Genomic DNA, 18,606 nt, shown 5'->3' on the forward strand with positions numbered 1-18,606 from the left:
CGACAAAAGTTTGAGATTCAAGCAAGTCTTGGGGATTCTGTGCAGAAGACCTGTTTGAATTCTGGAATCCGTTCGAAGAGGACCACGCGTGAGTGAACCGACAGCCCCTGCCTGCCCGCAGTGCGGTACGCCCCGGGCGACGGACGGCACCCCGGCCTGCTCCTGCGGCCGGCTCGCGTCGGAAGCTCACCGAGACATTCGTACCGCGCAGGCGGAGGCCGCGGAGGACTTCGACCCGGTACGTATTCGGCCGTTCGTGAAGGTCGGCGAGGACGGACCGCCGCCGGGCCCTTCGGCGGACGGCGACACACCGCAGCCGCCCGCCTCCACCGAGCCGCGCCACACGCGGACCGCCCCGTTCGACGAGCCCCCTCTCGACGACGAGCCCCTGGCCGGCGAGTTCCTGCACGACGACGAGCCCCTTCCCGGTGACGAGCCTCCCGCCGCCCCCGCCCGGGGCGGCCGCAGGCGGCGACGGGTGCTGCTGGCAGCCGGGGCGGGCGTCGCGGCGGCTGCCGTCCTCGTGACGGCGGGGGTCATCGGCGGCCTCTTCTCGTACGAGGCCCCCTCGCGGGACGGCTCGGGCCCCGGCGACATCAGGGCCGACCTCCCGCAGGCGGCGGCCGGCACGGTCCCTTCGTCGGTGGCCCCCTCCCGTACGACGTCCTCGGCGTCCCCGTCCGCGAGTGAGTCCACCTCGCCGGAGGCGACCCCGACCGAGAGCCGGGCCACCCCCACCGGCTCCGGAACCCCGAGCAGGACCTCGTCCGGCAGCGACGCCACCGTCACCGGTGCCCCCGCGCCGACCCCGTCCGACACGGCGCCGCCCGTCCTCGGCCTCGGCGACCGGGGAGCGGAGGTGACCGAACTCCAACTCCGCCTGAACCAGGTGGGCTTCTACAACGGTGACGCCGACGGCGACTACGACCGCGAGGTCCAGAGCGCGGTCCGCGGCTACCAGCTGACCCGCGTCCTCCTGGAGGACGAGTCGGGCGTCTACGGCGAGGCGACCCGCGCCTCGCTCGAATCCGAGACCTCGGAACCCTCCCCCTGACCTCGCGGGCCCCGGGCCCGTCGCCCGCCCCGCGCCGGACGGCACCGCGCTGTGCGGAGGCTCAGTCCTGTGCGAGCAGGCCGAGATGGCGGTGAGCCTGTTCCGCCGTCTTGCTGTGGGGGAACTGCTCGGCGATCTGCTGCCAGATGTCGCGGGCGTGGTCGGTGCCCTCGGGATCGTCGCGGGCCTCCAGGGCCTGCGCGAGGTGGGCCCACTGCTGGGCATGGCCGCCGGAGTGCTCGACGGCGTCCTCCAGGAGGTCGACGGCCTCGTCCAGGCGGCCCTGCCGGAAGGCGACCCAGCCGCAGGCGTCCTCGCACACGGCCATCCGGCTCGGCTCCAGCACCCGGCGTGCACTCTTCAGCGCGCCCTCCGCCAGCAGACGCGCCTCGTCGAGCCGGATGCCCTGCTCCGCGTAGAACATGGCGAGCCGTGCCGTGAGGATGACCAGCGCGGCCCGCAGGGGAGTCTCCTCGTCCGTGCCGCGGAACGTCGTCAGCCGGGCCGCGCAGGCGTCCTGGGCCTCCAGAAGCTCCTGTTCCACCTCCCACGGCTGCTCACGCCCGGCGATCAGATGGGCGATCCATTCATGGTGCCGTCCGGCGCCCGGCTGCCGGACCGAGCCGCCGATCGAGCGCAGCGCGACGACCGCGTCGTCCGAACGGCCCAGCAGATCCAGGACGTTGGCCAGCTCCTCGTGCATCCGGGCCTCCAGATCCGCGCTCAGCGAGGCCTCCCGCGTGGCGTCCACCAACTCCTCCCGGGTCCGCTCCAGCAGCCCCGCGCGCTCGTCGCCCTGCGCGGTCTCCGCCTGCTCGCGGTGAGTGACGGCCAGCTCCAGACGTGCCAGGTCCCGCTGCTCCCCGGCCGGGAGCAGTTCGATCAACCGCAACAGCGTCTGCTCGGCGAGGTCGTACTGCGCCCGGTGGTCGCGGTACAGCCGGGCCAGGGTGAAGCGGGGATACGCGTACAGGGGCGCGAGCTTCAACGCGTCCCGGCAGTCCCGCACCGCGTCGCTCGTCCGCCCCTGCCGTAGGTACACCGCCGCGCGCCCCGCCAGGGCCCGGGCCCGCGTGGGCAGGTCCGGCGGCTCGGCGGACAGCACCGTCAGCCGCTCCTGGCCACGCCGCCCCGAACGGTACCGAGGACAGACCGTCTTCGGCGGCCGGTCGAGAACGAGGTCGTACTGTGCCACCGCGTCCCGGTAGCTCGGCCCGGCCGGACCGCGGTGATCCGCCTCGGCCAGGGAGTCGCCGAGGGCCGCGTGCGCGTCACCCAGCTCGACGTTCCACTGCGGTGGGCTCTCCAGCCCGGCGGGCAGCCCTGCGCGCACCGCTCGGGTCAGCTCCTCGACCGCCGCCGCCCAGTGCCGGCGCTGCCGGTCCGAGGGCAGGATCAGACCGGCGAGCGCCCCGTGCAGCAGACCGATCTCCCGCGCGGCCAGGGAGACCTCGGAGGCGCACGCCCCCGGCGAGCCCCGCAGCGAGTCGATCTCCGACAACGCCTCCCGCAGCCCGACCTCGTCGAAATGCTGCTGCGCCTCCCGGGCATGGACCCAGGCGCGGGCCCAGCGCAGGACGAAGGGCCTGCTGTCCGCGCCGCCGGAGCCGTTGGGCGACGGCCAGTACGCGTCGACGATCCGGCGCACGTCCTCCCGGCCGGGTTCAAGGGTCAGTGCCATGCCCGCGAGAGCCCGGGCGGCCGTCCTGTTCCCCCGCCAGAACATCTGGTTGACGGCCAGCAGGAGCCAGGCCTCGGCGTCGTCGGGATGCTGGTGCGCGGCGACGGTGAACAGGGCGGTGGCCAGCTCGTGCGTGTCCCCGGACTCCGGCGAACCCACCGCGAACAGGCCGACGTCACGGACGGCGACATGATGGTTCTGCGGGTCCCGCTGGATCGCCTCCAGACAGGCGAAGAGCGCGCCCTCACGGTTGTGCCGCTGCAGCATGCGGCCCCGCAGCGCGTGCAGTTCGGCCATGTCGGGGGCCCAGCGGATGGCCGTACGCAGGCATCGGTCCGCCTTCGCGCGGGCGCGGCGCCCCGGGCGGTCGTCCGCGTCCCTGGCCAGCCGGAACCAGCACTCGGACCGCATGGCGACCACATGGGCGATCCGCTCCGTCAACGGCCGTACCGCGGCCTCGTCGCCCTCCTCGACCAGCCGGCGGGCCCGTTCGTCGATCAGGTCCCGCTCGGCGCGCTGGAAGAGACGAAGGGCTTCCCGGACCTTGCTGTCGGCCCGTCTTCCTTCGGCCCCGCGGGTCGCCTCGCTTCCCGCCCCGCCTCCCGGCTCCGGCCCGGGCCGCCGGCCCGGCTCCGCCCCGCGCAACGGCTCCGGCCTCCGGCCCCGTTCCGCCGTGCGGCCCGTCTCCGCCTCCTGCCGCAGCAACGCCACCCCGAGCCAGTACGCGGCGAGCGCGCCGTCCATGGGATGACCGCCGCAGGCGTGCCGCAGGGCACTACGGGCCGACTGGGCGGCCTGGTCGAGGAGTTCGGCGCGTTTCGCCGCGTCGACGTCCGGATGCTCCGCCTGTTCGAGGGCCGCCCGGGCGAGTTGGACCCGGGCCGGGGCGAGGGCCGGATCGAGGGCGACCGCCTTCTGCCACATCAGGGTGGCCGCGCTGCGCACCACGGTGGACGCCCGGAGCCCGATGTCGGTGCGGATCCGGCGCTGCTCCCGGTAGACGAGGCCGAGGTTGTGATAGGCGGCCGCGTAACCGGGGCTGTGCGAGAGGGCCGCGCGGAAGTGCTCCTCCGCCGCGTCGAGATGATGCAGGAGCCCTTCCCGCTGGAAGCGCTGATAGCTCTCCAGACCGTCCACCAGACGCTGGAAACTGTCGACGTCCGCCCCCGACTCCGCGGCCCCCGGCCGCTCCAGTTCGATGCGGTGGGCCAGCTCGCGGGCGAGCGACGCGCTGGCCCGGCGTACGTCGCCGGAGACGATGTCCGTCTGCGCGGACCAGGTGCGGCCGCCGTGCCCGGACTGGGAGGCGACGACCCGCAGGACCCCTTCGGCCTCCACCAGCGAACCCTGGAGCGTGCGGCCGAAGGTGCGTTCCACGAGCGTCAGCAGGGTGCCGACCTGGAGCTGGAGCGGTCCGAGGGCGACCGTGCCGATCTCCGTCACCTTGATGTCCCCGTGCAGCCCGGTCGCCGCGACACCGGACTTGAACGGCACCCGCGTCGACGACCGCAGCACCATCTCGCCGCGCTCCCCGGCCGGATTGAGCACGTCGGCGGGGGTGATGAACGGTTCCTGTCTGACCAGCTCCGAGATCCGCTCGATCTCGCTGTGCAGCAACTCGGCGAAGCCCGCCGCCACCCGGTCCAGCTCACCGACGTCGTCCTCGGCGACCAGGTTCTTGAACGAGAGGATCCGCACCGGCCGTGACCTCCTGCGGCTGACCGCCAGCAGGACGAGGACCAGGGCCAGGACGAGCGTGACCCACTCCGCCAGGGACCACTTCCCGGACAGGTCGTGGACCACGCCCGTCACGGCGAGCGCGATCAGTGCGGCGGCGATCGGCAGGAACGCCGCGTTGGCACTGAGCGCCGCTCTGAGGAGTCCCGCGATCCGCCGACCCCGACGGGCTCCCGCCGGTGGCCAGGCCCGGACGACACGGCCGGTCTCCCGGACGAGATGCTTGAACGAGGGCATGACCACGCGCCCTTCTGCCGGCGCCCGCTGTCCGCCACCCCCTCCTCGTTCCAGCGTGCGCCCGGAACACCGCGGCGGCAATTCCGGGCCTCGGGGCGGGGGCTCACCAGTAGTCGGGCAGGCTGTAGCGGTCGGTGTGCGTGGCGTGCCACTCGTGGTTGCCGGCCATCCAGGCGGCGAGACCGGTGGCGTAGCGCCCGATCAGCGGGGAGGTGGCGGACAGGGCCGCGGACTCCTCCTCGAACGAGTCCATGATCCGGTTGTGGATCTCCACGGCCTCCAGATAGGCCGCCTTCAGCCCGCACCGTTCGTTGGCGGCGATCACCATGGGCAGATTGAGGTGGCCGGGGTCGTTCGCCATCTCCCTGGTGAAGGAGTACAGGTCGTTGACGATCGTGGCCGCGTTCCCGGCCAGCGCGGTGATCCGCTGGACCTCGGGCCGGGCGTGGACGGCCGCCGGCAGCTCCCAGCCGTCCACGGCGTCGACGACCGCCAGACAGGGCCGGAAGTTGTTGAACTGCCGCATCACCAGGTACTCCCAGACCTGCGGGACGTGACCGGTCTCGGCCCAGGCGGCCTCGCCGAGATACCCCAGATGCAGTCGGGCGAGATCGTGCACGAGCCGGTCGGTCTGACTGGGGGTGGCGAGGACGGCGTAGTCGCGCAGCGCGTGGTGGTACGAGCGCAGCGGCCCGTCGGCCCGTACGCCGCGCCTCCACCCCTCCTCCGTCTCGGGGGTGCTGTGCAACGGGTCGAGTGCCGACTGCGCCATCAGCAGCCGGGCCCCGAGGCCGCGCGGCGATCCGCCCTTGCCCTCGTCGACCTCGCAGTACAGGTTGTCGACCAGGTGCTCGGCGAGCAGCAACTTCCCGGCGGCGGTGAGGTGTTCGAGGCCGACGCCGCCCGGATGCGCGAGGACGATCGCCCGGCCCAGTGCGAAGCGCGCGAACTGCCCCTGCCACTCCCGCGGGAACAGGTCCAGCCGCTCGGCCCATGCCTCCAGCCTCCGGTCGACCTCCGCGGCCTTGGCCGGATCGGCGGGCACGGCGGGGCGGTGCCGCAGCCCGGGGACCGCGCCCCCCTCACGTGCCCGCCGCGAACGGGCCGGACTCGGCGGCCCCGGCAGCCGGGTGCGGGGCGGCGCGTCGGCCACTGACGGCTCGCTCATTCCGCCGTCCACCCGACCTGCACGTTCTCCAGGATCCCGGCCGCGTCGGGCACCAGGACCGCCAACGAGTAGTACGCGGTGACCAGATAGCTCATGATCGCGGTGGTGTCGATGCCCATGAACCGCACGTTCAGCGACGGCTCGAACTCCTCCGGAAGCCCTGTCCGGTGGAGCCCGACCACACCCTGGTCCTTCTCTCCGGTGCGCAGCGCGATGATGCTGGTGGTGTGCTCCGGGGTGATCGGGATCTTGCTGCACGGGAAGAGCGGCACCCCGCGCCACGCGGGCACCTCGTGTCCGTCGACGTTCACGGTCCCGGGTACCAGTCCGCGCCGGTTGCACTGCCGGAAGAAGGCCGCGATCGCCTTCGGATGGGCCAGGAAGAGCCTGGTCCTGCGGCGCATGGACAGCAGCTCGTCCATGTCGTCCGGGGTGGGCGGGCCGGAGAAGGTGCTGACGCGCTGCCCGTAGTCGATGTTGTGCAGCAGACCGAACTCGCGGTTGTTGACCAGCTCCCACTCCTGGCGCTCACGGATCTCCTCGATGGTCAGGCGCAGTTGCTGCTCCGTCTGGTTCATCGGGTGGTTGTAGAGGTCCGCGACCCGGGTGTGGACGCGCAACACCGTCTGGGTGAGGGAGAGTTCGTACTCGCGTGGCGCGAGGTCGTAGTCGACGAAGCCTTCCGGCAGGGTCAGCTCGCCCACGTGCCCGGCCTCCAGGGGCACATCGGCCTCGCCCTTGCGGTTCATGGGCATGCTCTGCCGTTCGGCGAACGCCGCGAACTGGGCCGCGAGGGACGGCGAACGCTCCACGAACGCCGTCAGCACGTCCCAGTTGAGCGCCAGCACCACCCCCGCCGTGTCGGCCCGCACCGAGCTGAGCCACAGCGGGTCGACGTGGCCGATCGCCTCGTCGCCCAGCCCGTCGCCGTCGCTGATGACGCCGAGGACCTCCTCCTCGCCGTACTTGCCGGTGGTGTAGCGCGTGAACCGGCCGTGCACCACGAGATACGCCTCGGTCACCGGCTGGCCGGCGTCCACCAGCACCTGGCCGGCGCGTACCTCACGCACCCGGAACCGGGTGGAGATCTCGCGCAGGGCCGCGAGATCGGTGTAGCCGCGCAGCGCGGGGAGTTCGGTGAGTGTCTCCGGGATGACCCTGACGTCGTCGGCGCCGTTCTGGTCGAACTGCACCCGGCCCCGGCCGATCCGCAGCTGCAGACGGCGGTTGACCCGGTAGGTGCCGCCCTTGACGTCCACCCACGGCAGGGCCTTGAGCAGCCACCGCGAGGTGATGGCCTGCATCTGCGGTTCGGACTTGGTGGTCGTCGCGAGCTGCCGCGCGGCCCGGGTGCTGAGGCTGGTGAACCGGTGTTCGTCGGCGGGTTCGGGTGCGCTTTCGGAGGAGCTTACGGGGGCGGTCACATTTCCTCCCGAGGGGTGAGCGGATGTGCGTGGGCGCGCCCGGACACGGGCGTGCGGCTGGTGCTGTCGAGACGAGAAATATCCGGTGACGTCGAACGCTGAGGCGGCGGAACGCGGATGGCGCGGAACTGGGGTGGCGCGGAACTGGGGTGGCGCGGAACTGGGGTGGCGCGGAACTCGGTCGGCGCGCTGACGACTTGGTCGTGGGCGGATTCCGAGGCGTGGACGCCGGAACGGTGACGCGAGGCGGCACGTGCGGCGACGAGGTGGCGGCGCGTACGAGGGGCGGCGCGTCGAGGTCCAAGCCAAGCAGGTGGGACGGCCCCTCGGGTACCGCGCGGAGGGGGCGGCTTCGCGGCCCCGGGATGCGCGAACCGTCGACCGGGGCGGGCCATCGGCTGTCGCGTGCTTCCGCGCCGGTCGTCCGTCCCGCGCGACCGGCGTGCAGGGCGCGCGCGACCCGACGCGAACGGAACGGCGCCGACCCGGCGGTGGTCTCTGCTCATCGGCGGCGCCCGCCCGGCGACGGTCTCTGCGCAAGCGCGGCACCCTGCTCGCGGCCGTGGGCCGGCAGGCAGCCGCGCTCTCGCCAGACGCACCGGCGCTCCGCTCCCCGACGGCTCACCGGTGCCACGCGTGCGCTCGGCGCGCCGACGCGGCATCCTCGGCGCCTTCACCGGCCGGGCGCCCTCGGTCGGCTGAACGGCGCGCGCCCGAGGCCCCGCGCACCAACGAGGCGCACCCGGCCGGCGTACCGTGCCCCGGCCGGCGTACCCGGCCCTGACCGGCGCACCCGGCCCCGGCCGGTCTCCGGGCAGGTGTGCAGGATGGTGGGGCCGGCAGGGTAGGCATGCTGCCGGCCGGCCGAGGACCCGAGATCCGGAGGTGATGCGCCGTGACCGAACGGACGGCACCCGGCGCCCTGGCGGCGCGGCTCACGGGCCGCTCGGCGACCGGTGAGCGCCGGCTCTCCGGGACGCTCGTCGAGGTCACCCTCGACGACGGCCGGCTGGTGGTGGTCAAGCTGGGTGAGGGCCCCGGCGCGGCCCGCGCCGAGGCGGCCGGACTGCGCTGGCTCGCCGCGACGGACACGGTCCGCGTGCCGGCCGTGTACGGCCACGACGAGGACCGGCTGGTGATCGGCCGGGTGGAACAGGGGGCACCGAGTGGTGCGGCGGCGACCCGTCTCGGCGCCGATCTGGCCGCCCTGCACGCCTGCGGCGCGCCCTCCTTCGGCGCGCCGCCCCCCGGCGGCCCTCGGGAGGCGTACATCGGGCGCGCCCCCATGCGGAACGTTCCCGGCACCGCATGGCCGGCCTGGTACGCCGAGCACCGGGTGCTGCCGTATCTGCGCCGCGCGGTCGACGACGGCACGATCCGCGCGGCCGAGGCCGCTGCCGTCGAGGAGGTCTGCGCGCGGCTGCCCGCCCTCGCGGGCCCGGCCGAGCCGCCCGCACGGCTGCACGGCGATCTCTGGAACGGCAACGTGCTGTGGGGCGCCGACGGACGGGCCCGGCTCATCGACCCGGCCGCGCACGGCGGCCACCGCGAGACCGACCTGGCGATGCTCGCCCTCTTCGGCTGCCCCCACCTGGACCGGGTGCTGGAGGGCTACGAGCGGGCCGCGCCCCTCGCCGACGGCTGGCGGCAGCGCGTCGGCCTGCACCAGCTCTTCCCGCTGCTGGTGCACGCGGTGCTGTTCGGCCGCGGCTACGCGGAACAGGCCCTGGCAACGGCACGGGCGGCGCTCGCGCGATGAGCGCGGGCGCCGCCCGGTCCGACGTCGGTGGCGAGGAGAGCGGAAGGACTTGAGTCATTTGGAGTGAATGAGAAGGAAGCCCCTCCATGGCCTCGCCGCGGCCAACGCTAGCACTCAGTCCGGGATCAGGTCGCGCAGATTTTCGAGGGTGATGATCCGGGAGTCCGGGTGCAGCCCCTCGGGCCGTTCGAGACCGAGGTAGGTCACGGGCTCGTCCGGGACCGACCGGCCGTCCCAGAGGTCCACGACCGTGTCGCCGTCGGACATCAGGTCGATCAGATACGCCACCGTCAGCTGCTCGCGCTCCACGACGGCCCGCACCACCTTGGACACCGACACCTGGTTCTCCTCGACCCGGTTGGCCTCCGTGATGCCCTTCAGATACAGGTGCAGCCACTTGGCGCGCCACCGGCCGTCGTCCCCGCGCCGGAACACCAGCGGCAGCGCCACCCGGCCCACTCCGCGCAGTTCCGACTTCATCCGCACCGTGCGCGGCTCGAAGGGCCGGCCCTTCTGCTCGCCGTCGCGGAGCATGAACCCGAAGAACGACTCCTCGGCCTCCTCGAACCCCTCACCCGCGTAGATGTTGACCTGCGGAACGACGAAGGGGGTGCGCACCCGGTCCAGGGAGAGGTTGATGAACTCCGAGGCCCCGTCGGGCGCCTCGGTGACATCGCCCGAGTGCTCGCCCCCGACGGCGGTGAGGGAGGTGTAGGAGAGCCAGGAGTCGGTGCTGTAGTCGGCCCGGAGGAGCAGGGCCGAGAGGTCGTAGTCGGTCCGCCGCTCGGTCTCCTTCCAGTACACGAAGAAACGCAGCAGTTCGCCCTCGACCGCCGAGACCGACCCGCGCGGCAGCACCCCGAGCCCGGCCGAGGTCGCCCGGCCGCTGAGCGGCAGCGCGACATCGACGACGTCGGGGTCGACCAGCAGCCGGCCGGGCACCGGCAGCCGGCGCCGGATCTCGGCGTCGAGCGCGTCGATCAGCCGGTCGCGGTCCGCGGCCGGGACGGGCGGCCGCAGGTCCGGAGTCACCCAGGCGCGGCCCCGGCGGTTGACGAAGATGCGCGGCCGGTCGCTCTCCCGCTCGCGGTTGTGGAGGTGCTCGCGCACCGACAGCACGACCCGGGCGGAGACCCCGGGCGCCGCCCGCACCGCGGCGTCCACCACCGCGTCCCGCTCCGTCTGGTCGGCGGCGGCGCGCAGCAGCAGGTCCAGGGCGCGGAACAGCCTGCCGGGAGCGGACTCCAGCAGACTCACCGCGCCGAGCACGTCGGACCTGTCGAGCAGCTGCTCGAACCGGCTGCCGAAGGACCGTGCCTCCTTCTCGCCCCGCGCGACGGCGAACACGTCGGCGGCGTGCGGCCAGCGCGGGTACTCGTGCGGGTGCAGGCGCTCACCGAGCCGCTTGAAGGGCTCCCGGTGCGCATGCACGTCGGCGAGCTTCGCGGGGTTCGCCGCGACCACGGCGTCCAGGCCCGCGAGCAGGGCCCGGCGCACCGGACGCGCGAGCGGCCGGAACCGGGTCGGCTCCTGCAGCGTCACGTCACCGCCGGACAGCGCGCAGGCCAGCCGCAGCACGTCGGTGACGGTGTCGAGGAGGAGGTCCGCGCCGACGCCGAGCCGGGCCGTGTTGACGACCGCCCGGTTCTCCCGCACCGGGATCCTCTCGGGCTGGGGGCCGGGCGCGCACCGCTCCGCGAGCAGCCGGAGGTCGGCCAGGTGCTCCTCGCCCAGCGGGGTGGTGCTGCCCGCCAGGGCCAGGTACAGGTCGGTGAGCTCGTCGTCCAGGGCCCGGCCGGCGTGCAGGACGGTCACCCGGTCGCCGGCCGAGGCGATCAGCTCGTCCTGGGAGGCCAGCATCTCCTCGTAGGTGTGCTGGTAGCGGCCGTACGTGGGCAGGCTCAGCAGGTCGAGCACCCCGTTCGCCAGCTGGGTCAGCACGTTCTCGCGCGACTTCTCGTCGCCGAGGGCCTGCGCGACGCACCGCGTCCAGAACTCCTCGGTGTCCGGCACGTTCGCCGGGAAGTCGATGAAGTAGGAGTTGTGGCGGACGTGGTCGCCCACCATCTCCCGCACGGTCCGCAGCGTCCGCCGCGCGGTGTGCAGGACGGCCGCCTCGGACAGTCCCGACAGCCGCTCCAGCAGCTCCGCCGAGAGCTTGAAGCCCACGCCCATGAGGGCGGCGTCGAACTGCCGCGCGGCCGCGGTGCCGTCGCCGGCGGACCCTTCGGGGGCGGGCAGGCGGTGGGTGTGCCGGATGACCAGCGATGCGAGACTCTGCGTCATTGCGGGATGATCGCAGAGGTGTGCGAATCGGCGCACCGGAGTTTCGCCGTGCGCCGCCCGGCCCGCAACGGGTCCCGTCAGACCTGTGCGGCCGCCTCCAGCCTTCTCCGTGCGTGGGCGAGGAAGCCGTCGAGGGCGAACTCGAAGGCGGCGTCCGCGCGGCCGTCGCCCACCGCGTCCAGGGCCCGCGCCAGGCGCGGAGCCGCGGACTCGTCGGTGATCTCCCACATGGCCACGGGGGCGGCGAGGTCCAGTGCCGAGCCCAGGACCACGTTCTCCAGCGCGACCAGTACCGGCATCACGTCCGGGAGGGGGAAGCCCGCGTCGAGGAGCAGGGTGACGGCCCGCTCGTACTGTTCGAGGACGTGCGGAGCCCGTACCGGCGAGGTCGTCAGCAGAGGGATGGCCCGGGGGTGGGCCGCGAAGGCGGCGCGGTAGGAGCGGGCCCAGGTCTCCAGGGCGCGGTCCCAGGGCCGGAGGTCGAGGGCGGCGGCGTCGATGCCCTCCGCGACCCGCTCGCGCAGCAGTTCCACGATGCCGTCCCGGCCGTCCACATGGTGATACACCGAGCCGGTCTGCACCCCGAGCCGTCGTGCGATCTGCGGAACGCTGAATTCGCCCTGCGCGGCGAGAAGTTCCAGCGCGGTGGTGGTGATGCGCTCCCTGTCGAGCAGGGGTGTGCGCGGCCGTCCCATGTCGTCCGTCCCCTCCGAGGTCTTCCCAGCGGTCCATGTGAAGGCTACATTGCAAAAACCGAAAGCCTTTAGGTTTACGGGTCCAGGTCATCCCGCACGGCCCGCCATCCCGCCCCCGCCCGCAGCAGAAGGGCTTTCCCATGACCGTCACCCCCGACGCGACCGCCCCCGACGCGACCGTCGCCTCGGCCGCAGGCGCGGACTCCCCGGCGCCGTCCCTGCGCTCCGGCTCGCTCGGCACCACCGACATCGCCTTCTTCGTCGTCTCGGCCGCCGCCCCGCTCACGGTGATGGCCGGCGTGGCCCCGCTCGCCATCCTGATGGGCGGCATCGGCGCTCCGGTCGGCTATCTCGTCGCCGGCCTCACGCTCGCCGTCTTCGCCGTCGGCTTCACCACGATGAGCCGCCACGTCCGCAGCGCCGGCGCCTTCTACGCGTACATCACCCGGGGCCTCGGCCGCCGGGCCGGCATCGGCGCCGCGCTCCTCGCGCTCGTCGGCTACAACGGCATGGAGATCGGCGTCTACGGCCTCCTCGGCACCGCCGCCCGGGACACCGCGGACGCCCTGTTCGGCGCGCGCGTCCCGTGGCTCCCCGTCTCCCTCGTCGGCCTGGTGCTCATCGGCTGGGCCGGATACCGGTCCATCGACTTCGGCGCCAAACTCCTCGGAGTCCTGCTCGTCGCCGAGACCGGCATCCTCGTCCTGCTCGCCGGGGCGGTGCTGGTCAAGGGCGGCGCCGGCGGCCTCTCCGTGGCCTCCTTCGCGCCGGACAACGTCATGGTCCCGGGCATGGTGGCCGTCCTGGCCTTCGCGTTCGCCGCGTTCACCGGCTTCGAGTCCACCGTCATCTACCGCCGCGAGGCCCGCGAGCCGGCCCGCACGGTGCCCCGCGCCACCTACCTCGCCATCGGCTTCCTCGGCCTGTTCTACGCCTTCATCGTCTGGACCGTGATCCAGGCGTTCGGCGACGCCCAGGTCATCGCGGCGGCCGGCACCAATCCGGCGGCCCTGTTCTTCTCCGCCATCACGACCTACGTCGGCCCCTGGGCGGCGGACCTGATGCGGATCCTCATCGTCACCAGCGTCCTCGCCTCCCTGCTCGCCTTCCACAACGCCATCAACCGCTACGGACTCGCCCTCGCCGAGGAAGGGATCCTGCCCAAGGCCCTGGCCCGCGTCCACCCGCGCCACCGCTCCCCGTACGTCGCGGGCATCGCCCAGACCGTGCTCGGCGCGATCGTCGTCCTGGCCTTCGCCGCGGCCGGCGCCGACCCGTACATGCAGCTGCTCCTGTGGGTGAACACCCCCGGGATGCTCGCCCTGATGCTGCTGCAACTGCTCGCCGCGCTCGCCGTGCCCTTCTACTTCCGGCGGATCACCCACTCCGAGGGCGTCCTGCGCACGGTCGTCGCCCCCGTGGTCGCGGCGGTGCTCCTGGCGGGCGCCATCGCCCTCGTCGTCAGCCACCTCGACCAGTTCACCGGCGCCTCCGCCACGGTCAACACCGTCCTGGCGGCCCTCGTCCCCGCGGTCCTCGTCATCGGCCTCGTCCTCGCCCGGTGGCTGCGCCGGGCCCGCCCCGAGGTCTACGCGAACTTCGCCGCCGAACCCCCGGCCGACACCGGGCCCTGACCACGCCCGAGCCGACCGCCGCCACCTTCGCCACCACCATCGGAGGAGAACCTCTCCATGCCCACCGCCGACCTCGTCATCACCGGCGCCCGAATCCGAACCCTCGACCCCCGGCGGCCCCACGCCACCGCGCTGGCCGTGCGCGACGGACTGATCGCCGCCGTCGGCGAGGAGACGGACCTGCGGGACTGGCACGGACCGGGCACCGAGATCGTGGACCTGGGCGGCGCCCGGCTGGTGCCGGGTCTGGTGGACAGCCACAGCCACCCCGTGTGGGGCCTGGACATGGCCACCGGCATCGACCTCACCGCCGTACGCGACCTCGACGGACTGCGCGCCGCGCTCGCCTCGGGAGAACGCTTCGACGGCTGGGTGATCGGCCACGGCCTGGACCACAACGTCTTCGGCGGCCGCAGCGTCGACCGCGCCCTCGTCGAGGACGTCCTTGACGGCGCCCCCGCGTTCCTGCGCCTGTACGACGGGCACTCCGCCCTCGTCAGCGAGGCCGCCCTCAAGGCCGCCGGCATCACCGGGCCGCGCGCCTTCGAGCAGCGCTCGCACATCGTCGTCGACGCCGACGGACGGCTCACCGGCCACCTCGTCGAGCACGCCGCGATGGAACTCCTCCAGCCCGTCATGCCCCGGCCCTCCTACGCCGAGCGACGCGCCCGGCTGGCCGAGCTGCTCGGCGCGATGGCCGCCACCGGCCTCACCGGCGCCCATGTCATGGATCTCGGCGACCTCGACCTGGTGGCCGCGGTCGCAGAGGAGTCGGTGCTGCCGCTCCGGCTGCGGTTCGCACCCTGGTGCATGCCCGGCGCCGACGCGGACGACCTCGCGGAACTCGTCGGGCTCCAGGGCAGGGGCGGACGGCACTGGCAGGTCGGCGGCGTGAAGTTCTTCATGGACGGCACCGTGGAGGGCGGCACCGCCTGGCTGGACCACCCCGACTGCCACGGCCAGGGCACCGACGCGTTCTGGCCCGACCCGGCCGCCTACAGCGACGCGGTACGGCAACTGCACCGTGCCGGGGTCCGCACGGCGACCCACGCGATCGGGGACGCCGCCGTGCGGCACGTCCTCGACACCGTCGCCTCCCTGGGACCGAGCGGGCGGCTCGCACACCGGGTGGAGCACATCGAGTCGGTGCCGGACGAACTGGTGCCGCGCTTCGCGGAGGTGGGGGTCATCGCTTCCATGCAGCCCCCGCACACGGACTACACGCGGGCCGACCTGAGCGACGAGTGGTCCCTGCGGCTCGGTGAGGAACGCGCGGTGCGGGCGTGGCGGCTGCGGGATCTGCGGGACGCGGGCGCGGTCGTCGCCCTCGGGTCGGACTGGCCCATCGCCCACTACGACGCGCGGGCCGTGCTGGCGACGGCCCGCGAGCCGCGGGGCGCGGCGTCCTCCGCGGCGGGGCTCACCGGGATGCAGGCGCTGGAAGGTTGCACGAGTCACGCGGCGCTGGCCGCGGGGGAGGCCGATGTCGCCGGCCGGATCGCCGTGGGCTTCCGGGCCGACCTCACCGCGCTGGGGGTCGACCCCGTGGAGGCGCCGGCCGACGAGGTCGGGGAGGCGCCCGTGCTGCTGACCGTGACGGGCGGGCATGTGGTGCACCGGGGGCTCTGAGCGAGGGGGCGGGCGGGGTCGGGCGGGGCGGGGGCGGATCCGGTCGCGGGTCGGGTGCGGGTCGGGTGCGGGTCGGTGAGGGCTGGTCGCGCGGTTCCCCGCGCCCCTGAAAAGCGCGGGCTGCGCCCCGTGCTTCTCAGGCCCGAAGGCCGTCGTCCTCCGGGCGTGAAGGCCGTCGTCCTCCGGGCCTGAAGGCCGTCGTCTTCCGGGCCTGAAGGGCCGCTGTCTTGTCAGGCCCCGAAGGGCCGTGTCCTTCAGGCCCGCAGGGCCTGGGCTTCCAGGCTCGCCGGGCCTGGGCTTCCAGGGCCTGGGGAAACTGCGCGACCAGCCCCCACCGGACCCGCACTCGAACGAACGACCCGTCGCCCCTCACCCCCGGCCCGGAGTCGTCAGCCAGGCGAGCCGGGGACGTCGCGGAGGTCCTTCACCCGTTTGATCTTGCCGACCGAGCGTTCCAGGGTCTCCGGGTCCACGATCGTCACCTCCACCGTCACGCCCACCCCGTCCTTGACCGCCCGGCCGATCGCCGCGGCCGCGGCATCCCGGCCGTCGGCGCCCGTGCCCGGCCGTGCCTCGACCCGGACCGTCATGTGGTCCATACGGCCCCGCCGGGTCAGCAGGACCTGGAAGTGCGGGGCCACGTCGGGTGTGCGCAGCACGATCTCCTCGATCTGGCTGGGGAACACGTTCACCCCCCGCAGGATGATCATGTCGTCGCAGCGGCCGGTGACCTTGCGCATCCGGCGGAACGCGGGGCGGGCGGTGCCGGGCAGCAGCCGGGTCAGGTCGCGGGTGCGGTACCGGATGATCGGCAGGGCCTCCTTGGTGAGGGAGGTGAAGACGATCTCGCCCTCCTCGCCCTCAGGCAGGACGGCGTCCGTGAGCGGGTCGACCACCTCGGGGTAGAAGTGGTCCTCCCAGATGTGCAGACCGTCCTTGGTCTCCACGCACTCCTGCGCGACACCCGGGCCCATCACCTCCGACAGGCCGTATATGTCGACCGCGTGCAGACCCGCCCGCTCCTCGATCTCCCGGCGCATCTCCTCCGTCCACGGCTCGGCCCCGAAGATGCCCACCTCCAGGGAGGTGGAGCGCGGGTCGACACCCTGCTTCTCGAACTCGTCCAGCAGCGTGAGCATGTAGGACGGGGTCACCATGATGATCTCGGGCTGGAAGTCCTGGACGAGCTGGACCTGGCGGGCGGTCATGCCGCCGGAGGCCGGGATCACCGTGCAGCCGGCGCGCTCGGCCCCGTAGTGCGCACCCAGCCCCCCGGTGAACAGGCCGTAGCCGTAGGAGACGTGCACCTTGTGCCCCCGGCGCCCGCCGGCGGCCCGGATCGAGCGGGCGACCACGTCCGCCCAGCAGGAGAGGTCGTTCTCCGTGTAGCCGACGACCGTGGGGCGCCCGGTGGTGCCGCTGGAGGCGTGCACGCGCCGTACCTCGGACATGGGCACCGCGAACATGCCGAAGGGGTAGGTGTCCCGCAGATCGGCCTTCGTGGTGAAGGGGAAGCGGGCGAGGTCGTCGAGCGACCGGCAGTCGTCGGGGCCGACCCCGGCCGCGTCGAACTTCTTCCGGTACAGCTCGACGTTGTCGTAGGCGTGCCGCAGGGTCGCCCGCAGGCGGTCGAGCTGGAGTTCCCGCAGTTGCTCGGGGGTGAGGCGCTCGCCTTCGTCCAGCAGGTCGCGGGGGAGTGGTTCGCCCAGGCTGCTGCTCATCGCGACTCCTTCGTGCCCACCGCCCCGTGAGCCGACCGACCATTCGGTTGCTGTGCGTCACGGTCATGTAATCCAGGGGCGCCGGGGCCTGTCAAGAAGGGCACTGATCGCGGGCGAGAGGCGGACGGGTCTTGCCTGCCCGCTCGAATCACGTCACACTGTTCCCGAACGAATGGTCGGTTGGGAAGCTGGTATCGATGACGACGACAGACTCCATCGGGGCGACGTCCCAGGACGCCGAGGGAGCCCCGGACGCCCAGGACGCGCTGCTGGAGCACTTCGAGGCGACGATCGCGCGGGATCAGCGGATCGAGCCGCGCGACTGGATGCCCGACGGCTACCGCAGGACGCTCGTCCGGCAGATCGCCCAGCACGCCCACTCGGAGATCATCGGCATGCAGCCGGAGGGCGAGTGGATCACCCGGGCGCCCTCACTGCGCCGCAAGGCGATCCTCTTCGCCAAGGTCCAGGACGAGGCGGGCCACGGGCTGTACCTGTACTCGGCGGCCGAGACCCTGGGCGCGGACCGTGCGGACCTGACCCGGCGGCTGATCGAGGGCCGCCAGAAGTACTCGTCGATCTTCAACTACCCGACGGCGAGCTTCGCCGACGTGGGCGTGATCGGCTGGTTCGTGGACGGCGCGGCGATCTGCAACCAGGTGCCGCTGTGCCGGAGTTCGTACGGACCCTACGCGCGTGCGATGGTGCGGATCTGCAAGGAGGAGTCGTTCCACCAGCGGCAGGGGTACGAGCTGCTGCTGACGATGATGCGCGGCACCGACGCCCAGCGGGAGATGGTCCAGGACGCGGTGAACCGCTGGTGGTGGCCCTCGCTGATGATGTTCGGCCCGCCCGACGACGCCTCGCCCAACTCCGCCCGGAGCATGGCCTGGAAGATCAAGCGGCACAGCAACGACGAGCTGCGCCAGCGCTTCGTCGACATGACCGTCCCGCAGGCGGAGAAGCTCGGCGTGACCCTGCCCGACCCCGCACTGCGCTGGAACGAGGAGCGCGGCCGGCACGACTTCGGCACCCCCGACTGGGAGGAGCTGAAGCGCGTGATCACCGGTGACGGGCCGTGCAACGAGCGGCGGGTGGAACGGCGGCGGACCGCCCACGAGGAAGGTGCCTGGGTCCGCGAGGCGGCAACCGCCCACGCGGCCCGGCAGAACGAACGAGCCCGGAAGGGGACGGCGGCATGAACGGCGGCACGACCGGTACGAGCGGCGAAGGCGCGGCCCGTACGGGCGACGGTGGCACAGCCCCCGCGAACGACGCGGGCGCGGCCGGCCCGGACAAGGGCGACTGGCCGCTGTACGAGGTCTTCGTGCGCGGCAAGCGCGGCCTCAACCACGTCCATGTCGGCTCGCTGCACGCCGCCGACGACCAGATGGCCCTCACCCACGCCCGCGACCTCTACACCCGCCGCAACGAGGGCGTCTCCCTGTGGGTGGTGCGCTCCGAGCACATCGCCGCCTCCACCCGCGACGAGAAGGATCCCTTCTTCGAGCCCAGCGCCGACAAGGTGTACCGCCATCCCACGTTCTACGACATCCCCGACGACGTCCCGCACATCTGAGG

12 protein-coding genes are annotated in these 18,606 nt (G+C 73.1%); 6 read left to right on the top strand and 6 right to left on the bottom strand.

Annotated elements, in window-relative coordinates; genetic code table 11:
- The first annotated feature begins 88 nt into the window (after positions 1 to 88).
- Entirely contained in the window at positions 89 to 1,054 is a 966-nt protein-coding gene (locus ACZ6BB_RS23940; protein ID WP_471617200.1) for a peptidoglycan-binding domain-containing protein, read from the top strand.
- 61 nt (positions 1,055 to 1,115) lie between these two features.
- On the opposite strand, the gene ACZ6BB_RS23945 is transcribed toward ACZ6BB_RS23940, so the two are convergent.
- The 3 genes from ACZ6BB_RS23945 to ACZ6BB_RS23955 form a co-directional block, all read right to left on the bottom strand.
- Positions 1,116 to 4,709: a tetratricopeptide repeat protein gene (locus ACZ6BB_RS23945; protein ID WP_471617201.1), complete on the bottom strand. Its 3,594-nt coding sequence runs from the start codon at positions 4,707 to 4,709 to the stop codon at positions 1,116 to 1,118.
- 103 nt (positions 4,710 to 4,812) lie between these two features.
- Positions 4,813 to 5,877, bottom strand: a complete 1,065-nt coding sequence (locus tag ACZ6BB_RS23950; protein WP_471617202.1) for a family 2 encapsulin nanocompartment cargo protein terpene cyclase — start codon at positions 5,875 to 5,877, stop codon at positions 4,813 to 4,815.
- On the bottom strand, positions 5,874 to 7,301 hold the full coding sequence (locus ACZ6BB_RS23955; RefSeq protein WP_471617203.1) for a family 2B encapsulin nanocompartment shell protein: 1,428 nt from the start codon (positions 7,299 to 7,301) through the stop codon (positions 5,874 to 5,876). The genes ACZ6BB_RS23950 and ACZ6BB_RS23955 overlap by 4 nt, the downstream gene beginning before the upstream one ends.
- Positions 7,302 to 8,196: 895 nt before the next feature.
- Here ACZ6BB_RS23955 and ACZ6BB_RS23960 point away from each other — a divergent pair.
- The gene (locus ACZ6BB_RS23960; protein ID WP_471617204.1) at positions 8,197 to 9,060 is read left to right on the top strand and encodes a fructosamine kinase family protein; all 864 of its coding nucleotides are present in this window, start codon (positions 8,197 to 8,199) and stop codon (positions 9,058 to 9,060) included.
- Positions 9,061 to 9,174: 114 nt separating this feature from the next.
- On the opposite strand, the gene ACZ6BB_RS23965 is transcribed toward ACZ6BB_RS23960, so the two are convergent.
- On the bottom strand, positions 9,175 to 11,346 hold the full coding sequence (locus ACZ6BB_RS23965; RefSeq protein ID WP_471617205.1) for a TerD family protein: 2,172 nt from the start codon (positions 11,344 to 11,346) through the stop codon (positions 9,175 to 9,177).
- A 77-nt stretch (positions 11,347 to 11,423) separates the two neighbouring features.
- Positions 11,424 to 12,041 (bottom strand): TetR/AcrR family transcriptional regulator C-terminal domain-containing protein, encoded by a 618-nt coding sequence (locus ACZ6BB_RS23970; RefSeq protein ID WP_471617206.1) that lies wholly within the window; start codon positions 12,039 to 12,041, stop codon positions 11,424 to 11,426.
- 140 nt (positions 12,042 to 12,181) lie between these two features.
- Between ACZ6BB_RS23970 and ACZ6BB_RS23975 the strand changes: the two genes are divergently transcribed.
- Both ACZ6BB_RS23975 and ACZ6BB_RS23980 read left to right on the top strand, forming a co-directional pair.
- On the top strand, positions 12,182 to 13,675 hold the full coding sequence (locus tag ACZ6BB_RS23975) for an APC family permease (protein ID WP_471617207.1): 1,494 nt from the start codon (positions 12,182 to 12,184) through the stop codon (positions 13,673 to 13,675).
- A 57-nt stretch (positions 13,676 to 13,732) separates the two neighbouring features.
- On the top strand, positions 13,733 to 15,304 hold the full coding sequence (locus ACZ6BB_RS23980) for an amidohydrolase (RefSeq protein ID WP_471617208.1): 1,572 nt from the start codon (positions 13,733 to 13,735) through the stop codon (positions 15,302 to 15,304).
- Between the two features lie 389 nt (positions 15,305 to 15,693).
- Here ACZ6BB_RS23980 and paaK read toward each other — a convergent pair whose 3' ends face one another.
- The gene (paaK, locus tag ACZ6BB_RS23985; protein WP_471617209.1) at positions 15,694 to 17,025 is read right to left on the bottom strand and encodes a phenylacetate--CoA ligase PaaK; all 1,332 of its coding nucleotides are present in this window, start codon (positions 17,023 to 17,025) and stop codon (positions 15,694 to 15,696) included.
- 197 nt (positions 17,026 to 17,222) lie between these two features.
- On the opposite strand from paaK, the gene paaA reads away from it, so the two are divergent.
- On the top strand, positions 17,223 to 18,227 hold the full coding sequence (paaA, locus tag ACZ6BB_RS23990; protein WP_471617210.1) for a 1,2-phenylacetyl-CoA epoxidase subunit PaaA: 1,005 nt from the start codon (positions 17,223 to 17,225) through the stop codon (positions 18,225 to 18,227).
- A gap of 110 nt (positions 18,228 to 18,337) precedes the next feature.
- On the top strand, positions 18,338 to 18,604 hold the full coding sequence (gene paaB, locus ACZ6BB_RS23995; RefSeq protein WP_028796737.1) for a 1,2-phenylacetyl-CoA epoxidase subunit PaaB: 267 nt from the start codon (positions 18,338 to 18,340) through the stop codon (positions 18,602 to 18,604).
- Positions 18,605 to 18,606 lie beyond the last annotated feature (2 nt).

It is taken from the genome of Streptomyces sp. NPDC041108, assembly GCF_055592645.1.

Excerpts from the sequence above, each read along its gene's own strand:
- ACZ6BB_RS23950 (WP_471617202.1), bottom strand. The coding sequence starts at position 5,877 with ATGAGCGAGCCGTCAGTGGCCGACGCGCCGCCCCGCACCCGGCTGCCG.
- ACZ6BB_RS23970 (WP_471617206.1), bottom strand. The coding sequence starts at position 12,041 with ATGGGACGGCCGCGCACACCCCTGCTCGACAGGGAGCGCATCACCACC.
- paaA (WP_471617210.1), top strand. The coding sequence starts at position 17,223 with ATGACGACGACAGACTCCATCGGGGCGACGTCCCAGGACGCCGAGGGA.
- ACZ6BB_RS23980 (WP_471617208.1), top strand. The coding sequence starts at position 13,733 with ATGCCCACCGCCGACCTCGTCATCACCGGCGCCCGAATCCGAACCCTC.
- paaK (WP_471617209.1), bottom strand. The coding sequence starts at position 17,025 with ATGAGCAGCAGCCTGGGCGAACCACTCCCCCGCGACCTGCTGGACGAA.
- ACZ6BB_RS23965 (WP_471617205.1), bottom strand. The coding sequence starts at position 11,346 with ATGACGCAGAGTCTCGCATCGCTGGTCATCCGGCACACCCACCGCCTG.
- ACZ6BB_RS23975 (WP_471617207.1), top strand. The coding sequence starts at position 12,182 with ATGACCGTCACCCCCGACGCGACCGCCCCCGACGCGACCGTCGCCTCG.
- ACZ6BB_RS23945 (WP_471617201.1), bottom strand. The coding sequence starts at position 4,709 with ATGCCCTCGTTCAAGCATCTCGTCCGGGAGACCGGCCGTGTCGTCCGG.